Below are 20057 nucleotides of genomic sequence, written 5' to 3'. Positions count from 1 at the left end.
GCCAGAACCGTTGTCACCAGAGCCACTGCCGCCAGAGCCGTTGCCACCAGAACCATTGCCACCGGAACCATTGCCACCAGAGCCACTGCCACCAGAACCGTTACCGCCAGAACCATTGCCACCAGAACCGTTACCGCCAGAACCGTTGTCACCAGAGCCACTACCGCCAGAACCATTGTCACCAGAACCAGCATCGTCCTGAGAACCGTTATTTCCTGGAGGTATATTATTATCCTTTGAGTTTCCTTCTGCAAAATGATCGCTATTTTGTACAATAGCGTTTGTTAATGGTTGGAAGTTTTCAGTTGCAGCATTACCGATATTTAAACCGCTAAAAAAAGATAAAGAGAGTGTTGATGCTAAAATGAAGATTTTCGTCATGGTTTTCCTCCTAAGAGATTAATGTTCCATCTAAAATACATCCCTTTGTAATATTTCTTAGGAAAAAGAGTTTTATGCAAAAAAAACTATATATAGAAAAAGGTGGTGTATTTGTCAAAGCAGAAAAGAGTTAATGTAGATTTCCTACAAATAGTAGAGGGGGAGAATTTACATTCATAACGGTAGAGGAAGTGGCAGCAGATGAAAGAGTATATAGCGTTTGATATTGGCGGTACGCAAATTAAGTATGGTATTGTTTCAGAAATAGGGAGAGTATTAAAGCGTCAAACAGTTGCAACAGAAATTCATTTAGGCGGAGAACAAATTATTCAAAAACTTATATATGTATCCAAAAAAATAATGAATGAACATACTATTGCCGGAATCGGTATTAGCACTGCGGGAATTGTTGATATTAATAAAGGAATTGTGACGGGAGGTGCGGATCATATTCCGGGATATAGTACTATTCCTATTATTGATAGATTGCAAGAGATATTAAAAGTTCCAGTATCGATTGACAATGATGTGAATTGTGCAGCGTTTGGAGAAAAGTGGAATGGTAGTGGAAGAGAGAAAGATAACTTTATTATGCTCACCCTTGGAACAGGGATTGGGGGAGCAATTTTTATAGATGGAAAATTGTACCGAGGACATTCATTTAGTGCTGGTGAATGGGGGAATATGTTAATAGAAGAAAAAACGTTTGAAGAGGTTGCTTCGATTTCAGGATTAATTCGACTTGTAAGCAAATATAAAGGCAAAGGCAAGTGGAATGGGAAAAGAATTTTCGAGTTGTATGATAAAGGAGATCGGGAAGTTGCTCAAGCAGTTGGGATTTTCTTTAAACATTTGGCAATCGGAATTAGTAATCTTGCTTATATTTTTAATCCAGAAACGATTATTATTGGTGGAGGAATTACCGATAGAGGAAATGAGTTTTTAAAAGAAGTAAAAGAAGAGGTCAGTAAATACTTAAATCAAGAGATTTATAATAATTGTGAGATTGAACTTGCGCAAAACGGTAATTGTGCAGGAATGATTGGTGCTATTTACCACTTCTTACATCATCATAAGTAAATTATATGAATGTTTTCATATAACTGAGAATTTATCCTTTTTATCGCTAGGTAAATAATGCTACAATATAAGAGAAGAATACAATATTTTCCGATTCGGAAAATGCTTTGTAGAAAGGGAGAAACTTCATGCCTATTATTTTAGAAAAAGGTCAAAAGATCGATTTAACGAAAGGACAACCAAAAGTAGCAAAACTACAGGTTGGCTTAGGCTGGGATCCAATTGGGCAATCAGGTGGATTTCTGTCTTCATTATTTGGAAGTAAACCAAATGTAGATTGTGATGCATCTGTTGTTATGTTAGAAGGAGATTGTTTTTTAAACAAAAATGATTTAGTTTACTTCGGAAATAAACTTTCTACTTGTGGTAGTATTATTCATTCAGGAGATAATTTAACAGGTGAAGGCGCTGGTGATGACGAAACAATTTTCGTAGAATTACATAAAGTTCCAAGCCGTATTAATCGTTTAGTATTCGTTGTAAATATTTATGACTGTGTAAATCGTCGTCAAGATTTCGGGATGATTCGTAATGCATATATTCGTATTCAAAACCCGCAAACTGGTGAAGAATTAGCACGCTATAATTTATCGGATAATTATGCTGGCAAAACAACTCTAATTGCAGGTGAAATGTATCGTCACGGAAGTGAATGGAAGTTTTCAGCAGTTGGAGAAGGCACGCAAGATAAAAACTTAAGTGAGATTGTATCACGTTATCAATAAAATAACCGAGGAGGAATTGTATATGGCATCAATTTCATTGAAAAAGGGACAAAAGGTAGACTTAACAAAAACGAATCCAGGTCTTTCGAAAGTTCTTGTAGGACTTGGTTGGGACACGAATCGTTATGACGGACAAAACGATTTTGACTTAGATGTTAGTATTTTCTTAGTAGGCGCGAATGGTAAAGTTTCAGGAGCTGAAGATTTCGTTTTCTATAATAATCCAAAAGGTGCGAATGGTGCTGTAGAGCATTTAGGAGATAACCGCACTGGTGAAGGTGAAGGCGATGACGAAGCGATTAAAGTAGATTTGAAAAATGTTCCTGCTCACATCGAACGTATTTGTTTCACAATTACAATTTATGATGGAGAAGGCCGTAGCCAAAACTTCGGACAAGTTTCTAATTCTTTCGTACGTATTCTTGATGAAGAAAAGAATGCAGAATTAATTCGTTACGATTTAGGAGAAGATTTCTCTATTGAAACAGCCGTAGTAGTAGGTGAATTATATCGTCATGCAGGTGATTGGAAATTCAATGCAATCGGAAGTGGATTCCAAGGTGGATTAGCGTCTCTATGTAATAACTTTGGTTTAGATGTAGAGTAATAGATTTGATTTATATATCCATCGGTGAAATGTATGTTTACTGATGGATATATTTTTAAAGATAAAAATATAGAGGTGAATATAGATGGTTATTCAATTACAAAAAGGCCAGAAAATCGATTTAGGTAAGACAAGCCCTGGTTTAACAAAAGCAGTAATTGGTCTTGGATGGGATATTAAATCTTATGACGGCGGAGCCGATTTCGATTTAGATGCATCTGCCTTTTTATTAGATGCAAACGGAAAATGTACGAAGGAAACTGATTTTATCTTCTATAATAATTTACAGTCTCCTTGTGGATCTGTTTTACATACAGGAGATAACCGTACAGGTGAAGGTGAAGGTGACGATGAGCAACTTGTTGTGGATTTGAAGAAAGTTCCAGCAGATGTGCACAGAATTGCTATTACAGTTACGATTTATGATGCAGAAGGCCGTAGTCAAAACTTTGGGCAAGTAGGAAATGCGTTTGTTCGTTTAGCGAATGAAGAAACGAGTGAAGAAGTTCTTCGTTTTGATTTAGGGGAAGATTTCTCCATCGAAACAGCAGTTGTCTTTTGTGAATTATACCGTCATAATGGACAGTGGAAGTTTAATGCAGTAGGAAGTGGATTCCAAGGTGGTTTAGGTGCGCTTGTAAGAGCGTATGGCTTGGATGCATAGAAAGGAAACGATATTCGTTTCCTTTTTTTGACCTTTCTATAAATCTAGCAAAGAATAGGGGATAAAGGTAAGATGAGTATTTTGCAAGGAATCCTTGATACGTATGCTCAGTTTTTCGACTTGGACATGTGGATTAAAGTGTTGCAGGATCCAGTATCTTGGGGATTAATTGGTACACTTGTTGTACTTGAAGGATTATTATCTGCTGATAACGCACTTGTGTTAGCGGTAATGGTAAAACATCTTCCGGAAGAAAAACGTAAAAAAGCATTATTCTATGGACTTATTGGAGCTTATGTGTTCCGCTTTATTGCGATTGGAATCGGAATGTTCTTAATTAAATTATGGTGGGTAAAACTTCTTGGTGCACTTTACCTTGCTTGGTTATCAGTAAAATACTTTATTGATAAGCGTAAAGGTGCAAGTGAAGAAGACGAAGCTCACGGTATGAATCAAAATAGTATTCTCTTTAGAATGTTTGGTGTCTTCTGGGGAACGGTTGCGATGGTTGAATTAATGGATATCGCATTCTCTGTAGATAGCGTACTTGCTGCATTTGGTGTATCTAATGAAGTTTGGATTTTACTATTAGGCGGAATGCTAGGTATTTTAATGATGCGTGGTATTGCTGGTGTATTCTTAAAATTGTTAGAGCGTATTCCAGAGCTTGAAACGACAGCATACATTTTAATCTTAATTATTGCAGCAAAAATGTTACTGTCTTTAATCGAGATTGAGATTAGTCATACACTATTCTTTATTATTTTAGTTGTAGCATTTGGAGCAACATTTATACTTCACTACATGAAGAATTCTGGACAAGCTAGAGAAGAAGTTGCAGCTACTAAAGAAGACAATAAATAATTGAAATGGGTTTGCTCGTTTTGCGAGCGCCCATTTTTTATAACCAAAAATAGTTTATAATAGAAGAAGGACTTAGAAAAAACGTAAATGTTTTTGGAGGTGAACTGTTGTGTTTTCACGTTTTACACTTCAACCATATGCATTAAAAGATGAATCAGATTTAAAGCAATTTGAAACGCTTTTAGAAAAACGCCCACAATATGAGCTGACAGAGAATGAGATGAAATTTAGTTATATAGCATGTCGAATCCTTGGTGTTCCTAATGATGTAGATGAATATTTTAATGAACTGTTTGATTATAGTGAAGCGAAAGGAATCGAAGTTTTACACGAACAAAATTTAAACAAAGTGATTGATTCGGAAAAGCTTCGTCATATTCAAGAAGTGTTCGGATTACATCAAGAAGCACCAAATGGTCTGACAGTAAATAGGCTAGTTGCACACTTATCTGGGAAACAACTTTTACCGAAAGTAGACAATCCTGATTTACAGCATTACATACATACGACGTTTATTTCACTATTGAAATTATATGAGAAGCAACATAATCAGTCGTTAAAGACAGAAGGCTTCCGTCGTTTCTTAATCGACATAATTAAACTAAGCGAAAATTACGTAGCGAAGTGGTTCTCTACGATTAATTATAAGAAACAAATGCCGCGTATCATTTGGTACGGTGATGCACAGGAAAGCCGTATATATTTCTTATACTTTCTTATTATGCTCGGTTGTGATGTGCTTTATTATCACCCAGAAGGAAAAGATGGATTTGAAAATATTGATGAAGAGGGAAGAACTTTTGTTGTATCTCATTCAAGTCGCATTTCGCTTGAACCATTCCCTGATCGTCGCCGTGAGCGTGTTGCAACAGTAGCGTATCAAGCTTCGAAAGAAATTGAACAAGTACTTCACCACGATAATTCACTGCTGTACAAGCCGTGGCAATTCCGTTCCTATACGCCTGTAGCTCGTACACTAAAAACAACATATGATGAACTCTTTTTAATTACGAAAGAAAAGGCGTTTGTACGCCCGACATTCTTTGTTGAAAATAAACACATTTATATTCCTTCTTTATTTGCGAAAATATCAGGCGTTTCAAAGAATGATAAAGAATATTTTCAACGATTAAAGGCTGTTACATCATTTGATAACAGTTTATTAATTAATACATTCCCGTTTACGAAAGAGCAAAAAGCAAACTTCCAATATCATTATCGAGATGCATTGGACCGAGCTGGAAAATTGCATCCTGATCTAATTATGAATAGCCATTGGTGGCCGCATAAGCGTTTACCGGAAGGTTTACAGCATGGGATTGCAGAGGCGATTATCCATACGTGCGAAAGTGAAATGTGCAAACCAATTGCGAAAGAGACGAAACAAGATGTAGCGCTATATGTTTTCGCACAACTTTCTCAAATACCACCCAATATTTTAGAACAGCTTGAGAAATTTGATTATTCACAAGATGTACCGAAAATTGTTATATTTAATAATGAGAAGAGCGGAGAATTAACTCGTTCTGACGCTGTTTTATTACTATTTTTGAATCAAATTGGAGTAGATGTATTCCATTTCAATCCAACGGGAAGAAACGATATTGAACCGTATATTGAAGCGGGGGCATTTGATTCACATTGGCTTGAAGAGGTTAATTTCGATCTTGAGTTTCATGGTTCATCAGCCTATAAAAATTTATCACAAACAATAAAAGGACTATTTCGTCCATTTTTATAAGGAAAGGGAGAATACCATATGAATAACCCAGTCGTACTAGATCCGAAAACAGAATTAAATGAACAAACAGCACAAGATGTTCGCTTACAACTTAGACAAGATGCGGATGTACAACGTATTTATAATGCGGTAGATATTAAAGATCAATTAGAATTAATTGAACTTGGAAAAGAACCTTCTATGGAAATTTCACGTTTTGCTGATCAAATTTTACATACGATGTCATTATCAAAGATAGAAGATTCTGGTGAATTATTAAAACAGCTTGGTAAAATTATGGACCGATTCGATAGCAAAGACTTTGCGGAAGAGAAAAGCGGTTTCTTCTCACGTATGTTCAAAAAAGCGGATAAAATGATTGAACAAATCTTTAGCAAATATCAAACGATGGGCCGTGAAATTGATAAAGTGTATGTGGAAATTACAAAGTATCAAGATGAAATGAAAAAATCAATTGGTACGTTAGATGGTTTATATGAGCAAAACTTAAAATATTATTTAGACTTAGAAAAATACGTAGTAGCAGGAGAAATGTTATTAGAGCGTTTAAATACAGAGTTAGTTCCGATGTATGAAGAGCGTGTACGTAATAATGATCAATTAGCAGGTATTGAATTAGAGTCGCTTAAAAACTCTGTTGAAATTTTAGAACAGCGTATTGATGATTTAGAAAAAGCACGTATGGTTGCGTTACTTACAGCACCACAAATTCGTATGATTCAACGTGGTAATAATAAATTAATTGGTAAAATCAATACAGCATTTATTACAACGATTCCTATCTTTAAAAATGGTATCATTCAGGCGGTAAATGCGAAGCGTCAAAAACTTGTTGCAGATTCTATGGCTGAACTGGATCGTCGTACAAATGAATTACTTAAGAAAAATGCACAAAATATCGCAACACAAAGTGTAGAAGTAGCGAGATTATCAGGTTCTTCTAGTATTAAGATGGAAACACTTGAGGAAACTTGGAACATTATTTCAAGAGGTATGCAAGAAACACAACAAATTGAAGAACAAAACAAGCGTGAGCGTGAAGAAAGCCGCAAACGTATGGCTACATTAACAGAGAACATTAAAAAAGAATTACAAGGATAAAGTGAAACTTTAATCAGTGGGGTAAATGAAAAGGCAATGAGGAATAGTCCTCATTGCCTTTTAGTTTTTCTTCACTAATTTAATGATTTCATTCACAACAAGCGGAATGATACTTAATAAGAGAACAAATCCCCAATCTCGCATCGTTAATGCATGCACACCGAATACATTTGCAAGGGGCGGAATGGAGATGATACAAACTTGCATAAGAACACCGATAAGAAGGGAGAAGACTAAATATTTATTTGTAAAAATCCCAATTGAAAAGATCGATTTCGTTCTTGAACGCAAGTTAAATGAATGAACGAGCTGAGAAAAACTAAGAACGACAAATGCCATCGTTTGAGCGTGTAATAGAGCATCCTCATCAATTCGCACTGGGAAAAGAGGGAATAGATGTGTATCTCCAGTATAGAACTTTGCTCCGGCGATAAAGGCTATTAGCGTCAAAAGACCAATGACAACCCCATTGAAAATAAGGAAAGGAACGCTACCACTAAATAAGCTTTCTTTCGCATGTCGTGGTTTTTCCTTCATCACATCAGGATCTTCAGGATCAACCCCAAGTGATAATGCAGGCAGCGTATCTGTAATTAAATTCACCCACAAAATGTGAATAGGTCGTAGTGGTGTTGCCCAGCCGAGTAAAATCGCTAAAAATAAAGCGATAATTTCTCCGAAGTTACAAGAGAGTAGGAAGAGAATTGATTTTTTTATGTTACGATAAATGTTTCTACCTTCCTCAACAGCTTTCACGATAGATGAGAAATTATCATCTGTTAATACGACATCCGCTGCCCCTTTTGCAACGTCTGTTCCTGTAATGCCCATCGCTACGCCAACATCAGCTTGCTTTAAAGATGGAGCGTCATTGACACCATCACCAGTCATAGAAACGATATTTCCTTTCGCGCGTAATGCTTTTACGATTTTTACTTTATGTTCTGGAGAGACCCTAGCGAATACATGTAAGCGATCAATTTTGTTTGCTAGTTCTGTATCTGAAATGTTGTCTAATTCAGTTCCAATCATAATTTCAGATATTTCTTCAGCAATGCCAAGTTCTTTAGCAATTGCAAAGGCGGTATCTTTATGGTCACCAGTAATCATAACTGTGCGAATACCGGCTTTTTTACATTCTGTAATTGAATCTTTTACTTCAGTTCGCGGTGGATCGATCATACCGACAAGACCAATAAAGATGAGATTTTCTTCGAGATGATCTATATCCACATCGTTTGAATTGTATTGTTTAAATGCGAATGAAAGTACTCTTAAAGCTTCTTGAGACATTGACCCAGCGGCTTCTAATATTTGATCTTTATCAGCATCTGTTAGAACCTCGATTTTACCGTTTTTAAATATGTGGGTACATCGAGGTAAGAGTTTATCAATAGCGCCTTTCGTCATGCTATAGTAGCTTTCATCGTATGTATGTACAGTTGACATCATTTTACGATCTGAATCGAAAGGTACTTCGTTAACACGTTCATGTATTTTTTCTAAATGATCTTTTTGCATATTAAAGGTGGTTCCGGCAACGAGAAGAGCAATTTCAGTCGGGTCTCCCGTTTGTGAGTCATTATTGTAAGATGCATCATTACATAGCACCATATTTTCTAACAATAGACGTTGCGCATCATTATTTACATTTAAACTTTCTAATTGATCGTATGTGTTATCACTATAAAAGTGAGTAACGGTCATTTTATTTTGTGTTAACGTACCTGTTTTATCTGAACAAATAATTGTGACAGAACCGAGAGCTTCAACAGCTGGTAGTTTCCGAATGATAACATTTTGTTTAATCATACGCTGCACACCAATTGCAAGAACGATGGAAACGATAGCTGGCAAACCTTCTGGAATAGCTGCAACGGCTAAACTAATTGCAGTCATAAACATTTCTAGTGTATCTCGTCCTTGTAAAAAGCCGATGAGAAACATCACGATGCAAATAGCTACAGCAACAAAGCCTAAATACTTTCCGACTTGTGCTAAGCTTTTTTGAAGTGGTGTCATATCATCGTCTGCTTCATGTAACAAGGTAGCAATCTTACCAATTTGTGAGTTCATTCCAGTTTCAACAGCAACACCGACGCCTCGTCCATATGTAACAAGAGTAGACATAAAGGCCATATTCTTTTGATCACCGAGTGGTACTTGTTCATCACTTTGCATGTAAGGGTGGTAGATTGCATCTTTATCAACAGGGACAGATTCACCAGTTAGAGCAGATTCTTCAACTTTTAAATTGGCGGTTTCAATCAGGCGTAAATCGCATGGGATATATCGTCCGGCGTCGAGCATAACGATATCACCTGGAACGACGTGCTCAGATGGAATTTCTTTTAGTTCACCATCTCGCTTGACGATAGCTTTAGGTGTCGCCATCTTTTTCAATGCTTCTAGAGCTTGTTCTGCTTTCGATTCTTGGACGACACCGATAACAGCATTTAAAACTACAACGAGCGCAATGATACTTGCATCTGCCCATTCACCTACAAAGGCAGAAATAAGTGCAGCAATAATAAGGACATATACGAGGACGTCATTAATTTGGGCGAAAATACGCTGCAATAAAGTGCGTTTTTGTTTTGTAGCTAATTCGTTAGAACCGTATTGCCTTAAACGTTCATTTACAATTTCTTCTGTTAAACCGTGTTGTTCGTTTGTTTCTAGGTCGATTAATGTTTGATTTTTCGTCTTACTGTACCAATTGCTCATAAGTAAGCACCTCCAGTAAAAACAGTTAGCAATGGTAGTGTTGCTATTATTTGTGAGTAGTATGTATGGAGAAAAAATCTAAGGTGAGGTTCTACTTCTATTGTACAATATTTTACAGTTGGTTGAGGGAAAGAGAAGAGTTGTCATGAATTTGTTGGAAATAAAAAAGAGCCTCATATAAGAGAGGCTTTTTTACTTTTTAATTAATGTACCTAATTCTTCTGTAATAGCTTGCATTTCACTAATGCTGAATGTTTCACGTTTCATAACATGATCATAAATGTCACGTAAATCTTCGTACATTTCTTCGTTAAAACTAGCAGCTCTCATCGCTCCAGCATTAACCATACGTAATTTTTCTTTAATAGCTTCGACCATGTATTCAACGTTTTCTTCTGACTTTACGGATAAATCCACCGAAGTGTCCCCCTTTAAAATAACATAAGGCTATCTTAACATTTTTTATCATTTTCGTTAATGAATCTTTTCAATCCCATTAAATTAGTAGGGATTTCCTTTATATTTAATAATTGGTTGTTTATACTATAAGTATATATTAAGAAATGCACCAAGAAGGGAAGAAACAAAAATATGGTTCAAGTATTGTTTGTTTGTCTTGGGAACATTTGCCGTTCTCCGATGGCAGAAGCGATTTTTCGAAATCTTGTCGTAAAAGAGGGACTTGAAGAGAAAATTGTCATTGATTCTGCAGGAACTGGAGATTGGCATGTTGGCCATCCGCCACATAAAGGAACACAAAAAATTTTAAAAGAAAATGCAGTCACTTTTGAAGGAATTAAAGCAAGGCAAGTAGAAAAAGAAGACTTAACAAAGTTTGATTATATTATTGCCATGGACAACAAGAATATAGCAGATTTAAAAAGTTTAGGTAAAACTGGAGGCTATATTGGTAGGCTGTCCGATTTTGTTCCAGACGGTGGCTGGACAGACGTTCCCGACCCTTACTATACAGGGAATTTCCAAGAAGTATATGACCTTGTAACAGAAGGGTGTGCAAAGCTATTAGCTTTCATTCGAAATGAACAAGGAATATGAGGAAGCTTAGAAAGAAATACTTTCTAACATAAGAAATGAAAGGGTGAAGGAATATGGCAAAGAAAAATAATATTGCTCGAAACATTGCGATTGGTGTAGCTGCAGGTGTAGCTGTATCTATGTTGAAGAAAGAAAATCGTGAAAAAGTAAAAAATACTGCAGAAAAAGCAAAAACAAAGATGATTGAAATTGGCGAAAATGCAAAGATCAAAGAAAAAGTGCAAACTGTTACAGATAAAGGACGCGAACTTGCTGATTTCAATGTGGTAAAAGCGAAAGTAGCAGAAATTAAAAAATTAACGCCATCTGTTGTAGAGACGTTAAAAGAAACGAAAGAAATTTTTAGTAAGAAAAAAGTTGAGCCAGAAGAAAAGCCAGAAACGATTGAAATTCAAGCTGTATCTCCAAAGGTAGATGAGTTGAAAGTAGAAGAAGAGCCAATAGTTGCTGAAGATGGTGGTATGAAAGAAGCGCGTGAATTATTTATGAAAGACTCAAATGCAGTGGAAAAAAAAACTGAAGCGTACATTGAGTTAAAGCAAGATAAAGAAGAGAAGAAAAGCGTTTAAACATATATGAGAAAAATTTTAGAAAAGGTGAGAAGAAATCGTACTTATTCGTTTGGTAAAGATTTATATGACCGGACGATGCGCGATGATGTAGCGGGCTTGGCAGCACAGCTCGCTTATTTCTTCTTGCTTGCAATTTTTCCTGGGCTCGTTTTCTTAATTACGCTTCTTGGATTTATTCCCATTCAAACAGAGGATGTGCTTAGTTTATTAGAGGTTTATGTACCAGATGATGCAATGAACTTAATTGAGGTAAATGTAGATAAAGTTGTAAACCAGCAAAATGGTGGTTTATTATCATTTGGTTTATTATCCATGTTATGGTTTGCCTCAAATGGTGTTAATGCGGTTATGAATGCTTTTAACCGCGCTTATGACGTGAAGGAAACACGTTCTTTTATTACAACAAGAGCGTTATCAATTGTGTTTACATTAGCTATTATTTTTATGATTGTCTTTGCGTTAATTGTTCCGGTATTCGGACAAGTTATTGGAGCAGCAGTGTTTAAAGCACTCGGTTTATCAGATAGCTTTTCTTTCGTATGGAGCATTACACGATTAGTAGCGAGTTTCTTCGTGCTATTTGCTTTGTTTAGTTTCTTATATACATTTGCACCAGATCGAAAGTTAAAAAGAAGAGAAGTTATTTCAGGGGCGTTATTTGCTACTGTAGGATGGATTGTGGTATCGTACTCATTTGCTTATTATGTAGATAAGTTTGCGAATTACGCCAATACATATGGTGGTCTCGGTGGTATCATTATTTTAATGTTATGGTTTTACTTAACTGGATGGGTAATTTTACTTGGCGGTGAAATTAATGGTTTACTCCACCATTATAGAACCGGTGACAATAATTCCCGTAATGAATAATGAGCTCTTGTTCCATAATAAAAAGGAACAGGGGGGATATTTCATGAGTAATAATAAAAAGAACCATAATAATAAAAGTAATAATAAACAAAAGAGCAGTTCGCATCCAAAGCATAAAACGAGTAGCAGTGCGAACGGTCATAATAGCTATCATTAAAAAAAACGGGTCCTCTATGAGGGACCCGTTTTATTTGCTTCCTTTTAATAATCGTAAGCCATTCAAAATGACAAGAATCGTACTTCCTTCATGGCCAATAACACCGAATGGAAGAGCTAAAAATTGCAAGAAGTTTGAACAAATTAGCATGGCAATAACGGCTAGCGAAAAGATTACGTTTTGCTTCACAATACGATTCATTCGTTTTGATAGACGGATTGCTTGAGAAAGACGAGATAGTTCGTTCTTCATCAGTACAACATCCGCAGTTTCTAAAGCTACATCTGTTCCTTCTCCCATTGCGACACCAATGCTAGCAGTAGCTAGTGCAGGTGCATCATTTATACCGTCTCCGACCATTGCTACTGTACCGTATTTTTCTTTTAACTTTTTAATCGTTTCAACTTTTGTTTCTGGTAAGCATGATGCGTAATATTCCTTTATATTACTTTCAGAGGCAATTGCTTTTGCCGTTTCTTCATTATCTCCAGTAATCATAATTGCTTCGACACCAATGCTTTGTAAATCACGAATAGCAGCTATTGTTTCTTGGCGAAGCGTATCTTTTAAAGCGATAAGTCCAAGAATGCCTCCCTCATCACTAATATAAACGACAGTTTTACCTTCCTTTTCAAGTGAGGCAGAAATACCATTATGAAATGTTTTTGTTTCTTCACCGATAAAATCAGCTTTACCTATTTTATAAGCGTTGTTTTCGAATATTCCTTTTAGCCCAAAACCAGTTACATCTTCAACCTTTTCTGGTTTTTTTAATGTAATGTCGTACGCATGTTGTGCATATTTAACAATAGATGCAGCCAAAGGATGTGTAGAGTGACTTTCAATTGATGCTGTAATAGAAAGTACTTCTTTTTCTGTCATATTTTCTCGAACATATATATCTGTTACGGTAGGTTTTCCTTCTGTTAATGTTCCTGTTTTATCAAAGGCGATTGCTTTTACTGAAGCGAGGCGTTCTAAATGTATGCCACCTTTAAAGAGAATTCCATTTCTTGCTCCGTTAGAAATTGCAGATAACGTTGCTGGTGTAATGGCAGCAACGAGTGCACAAGGAGATGCGACTACAAGTAAGATCATAGCGCGATAAAACGTTTCATTCCAGCTCCAGTCAAGTAAGAAATGAGGAACGAACATCATAAGCGCAACAACGAGTAGTACACCTTTTACGTATGTTCCTTCAAACTTTTCGATGAATAGTTGTGATGGTGATTTTTCACTTTGTGCACTTTGTACGAGACGGATAATCTTTTGGAATAATGTTTGATCGCTCGGCTTCGTAATTTTAACTTCGATAGCACCACGTAAATTTACAGTACCTGCAAATACTTCATCGCCATGTCTTTTCTCATTTGGAATAGGTTCTCCCGTGATTGCTGCTTCATCGATATTTGTTTCACCGTTATGAATCGTACCGTCAGCAGGAACACGTTCACCTGGTTTAATTAAAATAATGTCGTTAATTTGTAACTCTCCAACAGGAATACGTTCCTCTGTTCCGTTGGAAATGCGTAATGCTTCTTCGGGTTGTAAGTCAAGAAGAGCGGAAATTTCTTTTTGGCTCTTACTTAATGTATAAGATTCCATAGCACCGCTGAGCGCAAAGATGAAGATTAAAATAGCCCCTTCTGCCCAGTAGCCAATAATTGCAGCACCGATAGCTGCAAAGAGCATTAGCATTTCAACATTTAGCTCTTTTTCTTCAATCGTATCTTCAATTCCTTCTTTCGCTTTTGCATATCCACCAACTATATAAGCAAGGATATAGCAAGTAATACCTGCATTCATTGCATCGTTCTTTGTGAATAGCCAGCCAGCTAAAATAAAAATACCAGATGCCAATGCAAATACAAGTTCATAATGTTTTTTTAATGTGTCCCATAAAGAGGGATGAGAAATTGTTTCTTTTGCGTGTAACGTTTTTACTTCTGAGTTCATTACTACTCGCTCCTTCCGAATTCTTATTGAGAAAAATAATCAAAATCGAAACCCCTATAAAACGACGAAAGCTGCCATCCATAATGGATAGCAGCATTTCTGTTGAATCTGTTTTTAATAGTTATTATGTTGTAATTATTCTATAGTATATCATATGTTTTTATGAGATGGTACGGTTTTGTTTCAAGTATAAACGGAAAACTTGTGTTTTCGCAATTCCTTTGGTATATATGAATATTGTTCATAAAAAGGTCGGAAAGGAAGACAACAAGTGAAGACAGAGAAATTTTTTACCCATCCGATTGGCGTATTTATTGCTGCAATAGTAGCAACTTTTTTATGGGGAAGCGCATTTCCTTTTATTAAGTTAAGTTATGCTGAACTTGGAATTCAACCACAAGAAGTTGGAGAACAAATATTATTTGCCGGTTATCGTTTCTTGTTATCTGGAGTCATGCTCTTATTATTCTTTAAAGTGTTAGGAAAAGATATGAGCTTCAAAAAAGGAACGGGGAAACAGTTAATACAAATTGGTTTATTCCAAACGTTTCTTCAATATATCTGTTTTTACATTGGAATGAGTTATAGTTCAGGAATTGAAGGAGCTATCATTTCAGGGACATCATCATTCTTTCAAATTTTACTCGCCCATTTTTTATATAAAGATGATGCTCTCAATATAAGAAAAATAATTGGGGTATCGATTGGTTTTTGTGGCGTCGTTTTAGTAAATGTGCCGAGTGATGGTAGCTTATCATTTCATTTTGGAATCGGAAGCTTATTACTTCTTAGTGCAGCAATGCTGTATTCATATGGAAACATATTAGCAAAAGAAGGTAGTAAAACATTAGATGTTGGCTATATGACAGCATACCAAATGATGTTTGGTTCTATAGGATTATTATGTATAGGGGCTTTACAAGTTGGAGTCATGCCATTTACATTTAGTCTACATGCACTACTTATGCTGATTTATTTATCTTTCTTATCTGCAGCTGGTTTTTGCATTTGGAATACAATTATGAAGTACAATAAGGTTGGAAAAGTATCTATGTATATGTTCTTTATACCCGTATTTGGTGTGTTATTATCGAGCATGATTTTAGGTGAAGCAATTCATTCATTTGTGTTACTCGGTTTAGCATGTGTAGCCGCGGGAATTATTGTGGTAAATCGGACGCCAGCTAAGCAAAAAATAGAGAAAGAAAAACAAGTAGCATAGAAAGCAGAAAAGCGATTACAATGGAAGAACAGTACTGTTCTTCTTTTTTTATAGAAAAAGGATAATAGACTAAGTGTAACGAAAAAAGATACAAAAAGCATTTATTGAGGAGAACATATTATGAATCTACTTTACGTGGTGTTAATTGGGCAAATACTTCTTTTTTTAATTGGTGCAATTTATGCAATGCGGCAGACAAAAAGAACGAAAGATAATATGCCGTTACCTTTAGCAATCCGTCTTATTCTTAGTTTTTCTTTAACAGGTAGTGCAATTTGGATATGGTTACAAGATCCATCTGTAGAGTATAGTACGTGGGTTGCACTTGGTATGACTTTATCGACTGTGGGAGATTTGTTTATGGCTGGGCTGATTCCAATTGGTCACAGGTTAATTGGAGGGATGGTTACTTTCGCTCTTGCTCATTGTTTTTATGTAAAAGCATTTTTGCAAACAGGAATTTCGTGGAATGGTTTTTGGATTGGTTTACTCGTATATGGGCTCTTTCTAATTGTAGGATGGTTCTTCTTTATCCGAAATGATAAACAGGATAAATTGTTTACGATAGGAGCTCTAATTTACGGATTGTGGGTTGGAGGAATGGCTTGCTTTGCATTCGCCTTATATTATGAAAATACAGGAATATGGTGGATACCAGCGTTTGGTGGTTTACTGTTTGTGATTTCTGATTTTATTATTGGCGTGACAGATATCGGAGGGCGTAAATTAAAGTATGAGCCACTTTGGATTTGGTTTACATATGTAGCTGCTCAAATGTGTATTGTATATGTGGGATTATAAAAAGATACTCTCAAAATAGTGGATAGACTATTTTGAGAGTATCTTTTTTGCTTGTTTAATTTGATCAGTATTACCATTTTGAAATTTCTGATATTATAATTTTATAATTCAGAATTTTGTAGAAAAATATCGGTTGTATTATTTATAATAAAAGTAAAAAGATGATGAGATGGTGAAATGATGCAAAAGAAAAAATGTTGGCGTGAATTCTTTGGAACTATTGCAATTGCATGTTTATTGGTGTTTTTGGCGAAAATTTTTGTGTTTTTCCCTACGACTGTAAAAGGAGCATCTATGAGGCCAACGTTGCAAGATGGAGATAAGGTGATTGTTAATAAGTTAGCAAAACAATTTGAAAGCTATGGGAGAGAAGATATTATTGTTGTGAAAACAGATAATTTTTATGTCAAAAGAGTGATTGGATTATCTGGAGATATAATTGAGATGAGAAATGATCAATTATATGTAAATTCTGAAGTGAAAGATGAAGAGTATTTGGATAGTAATAAAAAACAAGCAGAAAAAAAACTTATGAATTTAACAGAGGACTTTGGACCAATTACAGTTCCCGAAAATAAGATTTTTGTTATGGGAGATAATCGCTTAATAAGTAAAGATAGTAGAAATGGTTTAGGTTTTATTGATAGAGAAGATGTGTTAGGAAAGTTAGCAGGCATTTATTATCCGTTTGAACATATGAAAATAATAAAGTAAAAAACCAAGCAAATTTTAGTTTGCTTGGTTTTTTTGTTAAACAGTAGGAGATTCGTTTGATACAAAAATATCTTCATGTTTCTTTGTAGTACTTAAAACGAATTTATGTTGTAGCAATTGTAGTTTAAATAACGCCAAAGGATCATGATATGTTTCTGGATTGCTTCTTAGCGTTGCTAATGTTTGCTCGTCTTCCTTTATCTCAAGTTGAGCTGCATCTACATTTTGTTTCAATATGTTAAGTGGATCTTTGAAGAACATCATGATATCACGTTCTAATGCACCTTCAAATACTTCAAATTGAAGGAAGAATTGTTTTGAAATTGTGTGAGCAATTTCTGTATAGTCTTCTGTTTCAATATATTGTTTATATTTGTTGGCGAGCATAGATTGGTTTTTTTGCATATTACCAAATAATTTTCCGGCACTTTTTAAGAAAAACTGTGTCGGTGTAAAGCGTAATAAAATATTGATGTTCGTTACTGTAATTCGATTTGTCATTCGTACAACATCTCGATTCCAATCATCTAATAATTTGAAATCGCAAGGAAGTTTCATACGTTCTTCTTTATATAATTTATTAAACGTTTCACTCATTTCATCTAAATAAGCTTGAGCTTGAATAAATTCATTATGTGCTGTTTCAATCCATTCTTGAATAGACCCAGTAAATTTAGGAAGAAGTACCTGTTGTACATGCTTTTGAACTCGTTCATTCATTGCAGCATTTAATTCTTCATGAACTAATTTGAAATCACTATCTTCTTGAACAAGATCAGAGCAGCTCTGTAATAATTCAGGAATTTGAGAATGTATATCTCGTGTAATTTCTTCTTTCGTTAAAAGATAGGATTCGGTAATAGAACGAATTTTATCTTTTTCAAGAGCAGTAAGGTTATTAATAAATCCAGTAAGTTTCACTGAGATGTGTTTATTCCAGCGTACGGATTTTACTAATGTATTTTCTAATTCCACACGTTCATTTATGAGATAAGCAATTGTCTTTTGCGTAAACCATATTAGCTTTTCTATACGTTCTTTTTCTATATCGCGTTTTGCAAGATTAGAAAGAATAGATTCTGTTACATCTCCAAGTTGCTGGCTACTCTCTTGCGAAGGAGAGTATGGGAAGAATTGTGCATCTGGAAAATGTACTTTAAGTTTACTAATTAGTTTTTCATTAGTAGTCGTATTATTTGTGTGTGATACGAAGTGAATTTGTAAGTTTGGTACTTGTTCACGTAAATAAATTAACGTATCAATTTCTTGACTATGCAATGGTGAAGAAGAATTTAATACGTATACAAGGCTATCTGCTGCTTGTAAGTATTCAAAGTATGCATTGTTTTTATCCAATTGTCCTTGAATGGATGGTGTAATAAGAAATGTAAACTTATTTTTTCTTAAAAACCTACTTGGTAGCTTAATTTCTATACATTTTTTCTCAAGTTCTGACTGAGCAGATGTAGCCGTTATTTGATGGAATTCATCAAGGTTAGGGATATTTCTTATATCTAAATCGGTAAATTCTGTTATTTCAGTTTGACTAGCGTCTTTAAATAGAATAGGAGTTGTTAAAGTTTCAGTTAAGATGTTCTCTCCTAATATTGAATTAACAAATGATGTTTTATCATGGTCACTAGTTCCAGCTATTAGTATTGGTGTGACATTTAAATCACATAGTTCATGGACGAGTAGCGTAAATTGATGACTTAAATCTACATCATTTTTCTCAGCCCATACAGCGATTGTTTCGAATAAATGAGAAACTGTTTCCATATTTACATCTGCTTCAGCTGATGTATTAGAAAGTAAGGATCCAGCACTTTTTACGAGTAATGATTCTAAAGTTGTAGGTGAGACTTCATTCCATGCTAACACTGCTGCAGAGACAACTAGAGAATCTTTTGCTTTCGTTAAACTGAACCAATTTGTTAATAGATTTGGTACAAGTCCGTTTAATTCATGCATAAAATGATTTCCGGTAATTAATGCAAAGTATGTTTCTTGGTAGCGAGTAGAAATTTCATTCCAATCGTCATTATTGTCTGTTTCAATATGCAAGAATAAATGATTAATACTTTGAATCCAAGGAAGGTATAAGGATTCATGTTGATAGCTATTCCAAAGAGCAATAACAAGTTCTTTAAATTGAGCTTGATCAACAGCATATAGAGCTTTTAAAGACTCATAGAAATATTCAGGCTTAATGTTTTTTGTAAATCCTTTGTTTATGTAAGTTATTAACGTATCAAACCAGTGTAAAGATTGTGTTCGGATACCTTCTTGAACAGCTAGTTCGATAGCGTTGTTCCAATCTTCTTGTTTTTCATAGAAAGAACGTGCAATTGCAGTAATATTTGGGTAATCCGGTTGGAATGCAACAGCTTCACTAATCGTCTTAAAAGCGAGTCCTAAACGATCTTGTTCGATATAAAGAGAAAGAAGTTGTAAGGAAACCTCCATCGTAAGAGTCGTATCTTCCGTTTGAATAGATTGATAAATTTCTTCTGCCTTTGGTAAGAATCCTAGTTCAAAATAAGCATCTGCAATATTTTTTGTCGCCCAAAGTGCAAGAGCATTATTTACTTTTTCCCATTTAAATATAGCTGCTTCAAAATCTTTATTTTGATAATAAAATTCACCTTGAGCAAATCGAATATTAGAAATGTTGGAGAATTCATTTTTAGATTCATTTATATATGCTTCACCGAGTACTTCCGATGCAGGAGTAGAAGTTTCTTCTGTTAAAAATGTTTTATAGTAAACTTTTTGAATAAATTGATTTTCAATGGTCATGTTCGTTCCCCCCTGTATAA

At 35.2% G+C, this 20057-nt stretch carries 17 protein-coding genes and 1 pseudogene; 13 read left to right on the top strand and 5 right to left on the bottom strand.

What is annotated here, in order from left to right; genetic code table 11:
• Nucleotides 1-381 (bottom strand): annotated as a pseudogene (locus HMAS_RS28160) (hypothetical protein); the annotation flags it as partial.
• A 201-nt stretch (nucleotides 382-582) separates the two neighbouring features.
• On the opposite strand from HMAS_RS28160, the gene HMAS_RS23950 reads away from it, so the two are divergent.
• The 7 genes from HMAS_RS23950 to HMAS_RS23920 all read left to right on the top strand — a co-directional run bounded on the left by HMAS_RS23950 (nucleotide 583) and on the right by HMAS_RS23920 (nucleotide 7163).
• Nucleotides 583-1461, top strand: coding sequence for an ROK family protein (locus tag HMAS_RS23950; protein ID WP_000666116.1), 879 nt, complete (start codon nucleotides 583-585; stop codon nucleotides 1459-1461).
• Nucleotides 1462-1589: 128 nt separating this feature from the next.
• Nucleotides 1590-2186, top strand: a complete 597-nt coding sequence (locus tag HMAS_RS23945) for a TerD family protein (RefSeq protein WP_044307136.1) — start codon at nucleotides 1590-1592, stop codon at nucleotides 2184-2186.
• 22 nt (nucleotides 2187-2208) lie between these two features.
• Complete coding sequence (locus tag HMAS_RS23940) at nucleotides 2209-2793, top strand: TerD family protein (RefSeq protein ID WP_000146726.1); 585 nt, start codon at nucleotides 2209-2211, stop codon at nucleotides 2791-2793.
• 85 nt (nucleotides 2794-2878) lie between these two features.
• Nucleotides 2879-3457 (top strand): TerD family protein, encoded by a 579-nt coding sequence (locus tag HMAS_RS23935; protein ID WP_000236643.1) that lies wholly within the window; start codon nucleotides 2879-2881, stop codon nucleotides 3455-3457.
• Nucleotides 3458-3529: 72 nt separating this feature from the next.
• Complete coding sequence (locus HMAS_RS23930) at nucleotides 3530-4321, top strand: TerC family protein (RefSeq protein ID WP_000025704.1); 792 nt, start codon at nucleotides 3530-3532, stop codon at nucleotides 4319-4321.
• A gap of 109 nt (nucleotides 4322-4430) precedes the next feature.
• Nucleotides 4431-6062: a YceG family protein gene (locus HMAS_RS23925; RefSeq protein ID WP_000492859.1), complete on the top strand. Its 1632-nt coding sequence runs from the start codon at nucleotides 4431-4433 to the stop codon at nucleotides 6060-6062.
• An 18-nt stretch (nucleotides 6063-6080) separates the two neighbouring features.
• Complete coding sequence (locus HMAS_RS23920) at nucleotides 6081-7163, top strand: toxic anion resistance protein (RefSeq protein ID WP_001064409.1); 1083 nt, start codon at nucleotides 6081-6083, stop codon at nucleotides 7161-7163.
• Nucleotides 7164-7223: 60 nt separating this feature from the next.
• Here the strand turns inward: HMAS_RS23920 and HMAS_RS23915 are convergent, their stop codons facing one another.
• Nucleotides 7224-9890, bottom strand: coding sequence for a cation-translocating P-type ATPase (locus HMAS_RS23915; protein WP_044307137.1), 2667 nt, complete (start codon nucleotides 9888-9890; stop codon nucleotides 7224-7226).
• Between the two features lie 192 nt (nucleotides 9891-10082).
• On the bottom strand, nucleotides 10083-10307 hold the full coding sequence (locus HMAS_RS23910; protein ID WP_000366196.1) for a DUF1128 domain-containing protein: 225 nt from the start codon (nucleotides 10305-10307) through the stop codon (nucleotides 10083-10085).
• A 174-nt stretch (nucleotides 10308-10481) separates the two neighbouring features.
• Between HMAS_RS23910 and HMAS_RS23905 the strand changes: the two genes are divergently transcribed.
• Genes HMAS_RS23905 through HMAS_RS23895 form a run of 3 tightly spaced genes read left to right on the top strand, consistent with a single transcriptional unit; the run spans nucleotide 10482 to nucleotide 12388 of the window.
• Nucleotides 10482-10946, top strand: a complete 465-nt coding sequence (locus HMAS_RS23905) for a low molecular weight protein-tyrosine-phosphatase (RefSeq protein ID WP_000250916.1) — start codon at nucleotides 10482-10484, stop codon at nucleotides 10944-10946.
• Between the two features lie 53 nt (nucleotides 10947-10999).
• Nucleotides 11000-11515: a DUF4075 domain-containing protein gene (locus HMAS_RS23900; protein ID WP_001085389.1), complete on the top strand. Its 516-nt coding sequence runs from the start codon at nucleotides 11000-11002 to the stop codon at nucleotides 11513-11515.
• 6 nt (nucleotides 11516-11521) lie between these two features.
• A complete protein-coding gene (locus tag HMAS_RS23895; RefSeq protein WP_001226536.1) occupies nucleotides 11522-12388 on the top strand; it encodes a YihY/virulence factor BrkB family protein in 867 nt (288 codons plus the stop codon).
• Nucleotides 12389-12575: 187 nt separating this feature from the next.
• On the opposite strand, the gene HMAS_RS23890 is transcribed toward HMAS_RS23895, so the two are convergent.
• The gene (locus HMAS_RS23890; protein ID WP_001083747.1) at nucleotides 12576-14501 is read right to left on the bottom strand and encodes a heavy metal translocating P-type ATPase; all 1926 of its coding nucleotides are present in this window, start codon (nucleotides 14499-14501) and stop codon (nucleotides 12576-12578) included.
• Nucleotides 14502-14772: 271 nt separating this feature from the next.
• Between HMAS_RS23890 and HMAS_RS23885 the strand changes: the two genes are divergently transcribed.
• The 3 genes from HMAS_RS23885 (at nucleotide 14773) to lepB (ending at nucleotide 17238) form a co-directional block, all read left to right on the top strand.
• On the top strand, nucleotides 14773-15723 hold the full coding sequence (locus HMAS_RS23885; RefSeq protein WP_000845697.1) for a DMT family transporter: 951 nt from the start codon (nucleotides 14773-14775) through the stop codon (nucleotides 15721-15723).
• 120 nt (nucleotides 15724-15843) lie between these two features.
• Entirely contained in the window at nucleotides 15844-16524 is a 681-nt protein-coding gene (locus tag HMAS_RS23880; RefSeq protein WP_001051080.1) for a lysoplasmalogenase, read from the top strand.
• Between the two features lie 177 nt (nucleotides 16525-16701).
• Nucleotides 16702-17238 (top strand): signal peptidase I, encoded by a 537-nt coding sequence (gene lepB / locus HMAS_RS23875; protein ID WP_041183968.1) that lies wholly within the window; start codon nucleotides 16702-16704, stop codon nucleotides 17236-17238.
• Between the two features lie 36 nt (nucleotides 17239-17274).
• Here the strand turns inward: lepB and HMAS_RS23870 are convergent, their stop codons facing one another.
• Nucleotides 17275-20037, bottom strand: coding sequence for a tetratricopeptide repeat protein (locus HMAS_RS23870; protein ID WP_000151414.1), 2763 nt, complete (start codon nucleotides 20035-20037; stop codon nucleotides 17275-17277).
• Between the last annotated feature and the right edge of the window lie 20 nt (nucleotides 20038-20057).

This window comes from Bacillus sp. HMA207, assembly GCF_003402455.1.
Lineage (GTDB): Bacteria > Bacillota > Bacilli > Bacillales > Bacillaceae_G > Bacillus_A > Bacillus_A cereus.
Note: the sequence above shows the minus strand (reverse complement) of the source record. Positions and strands in the feature narration are given on the sequence as shown.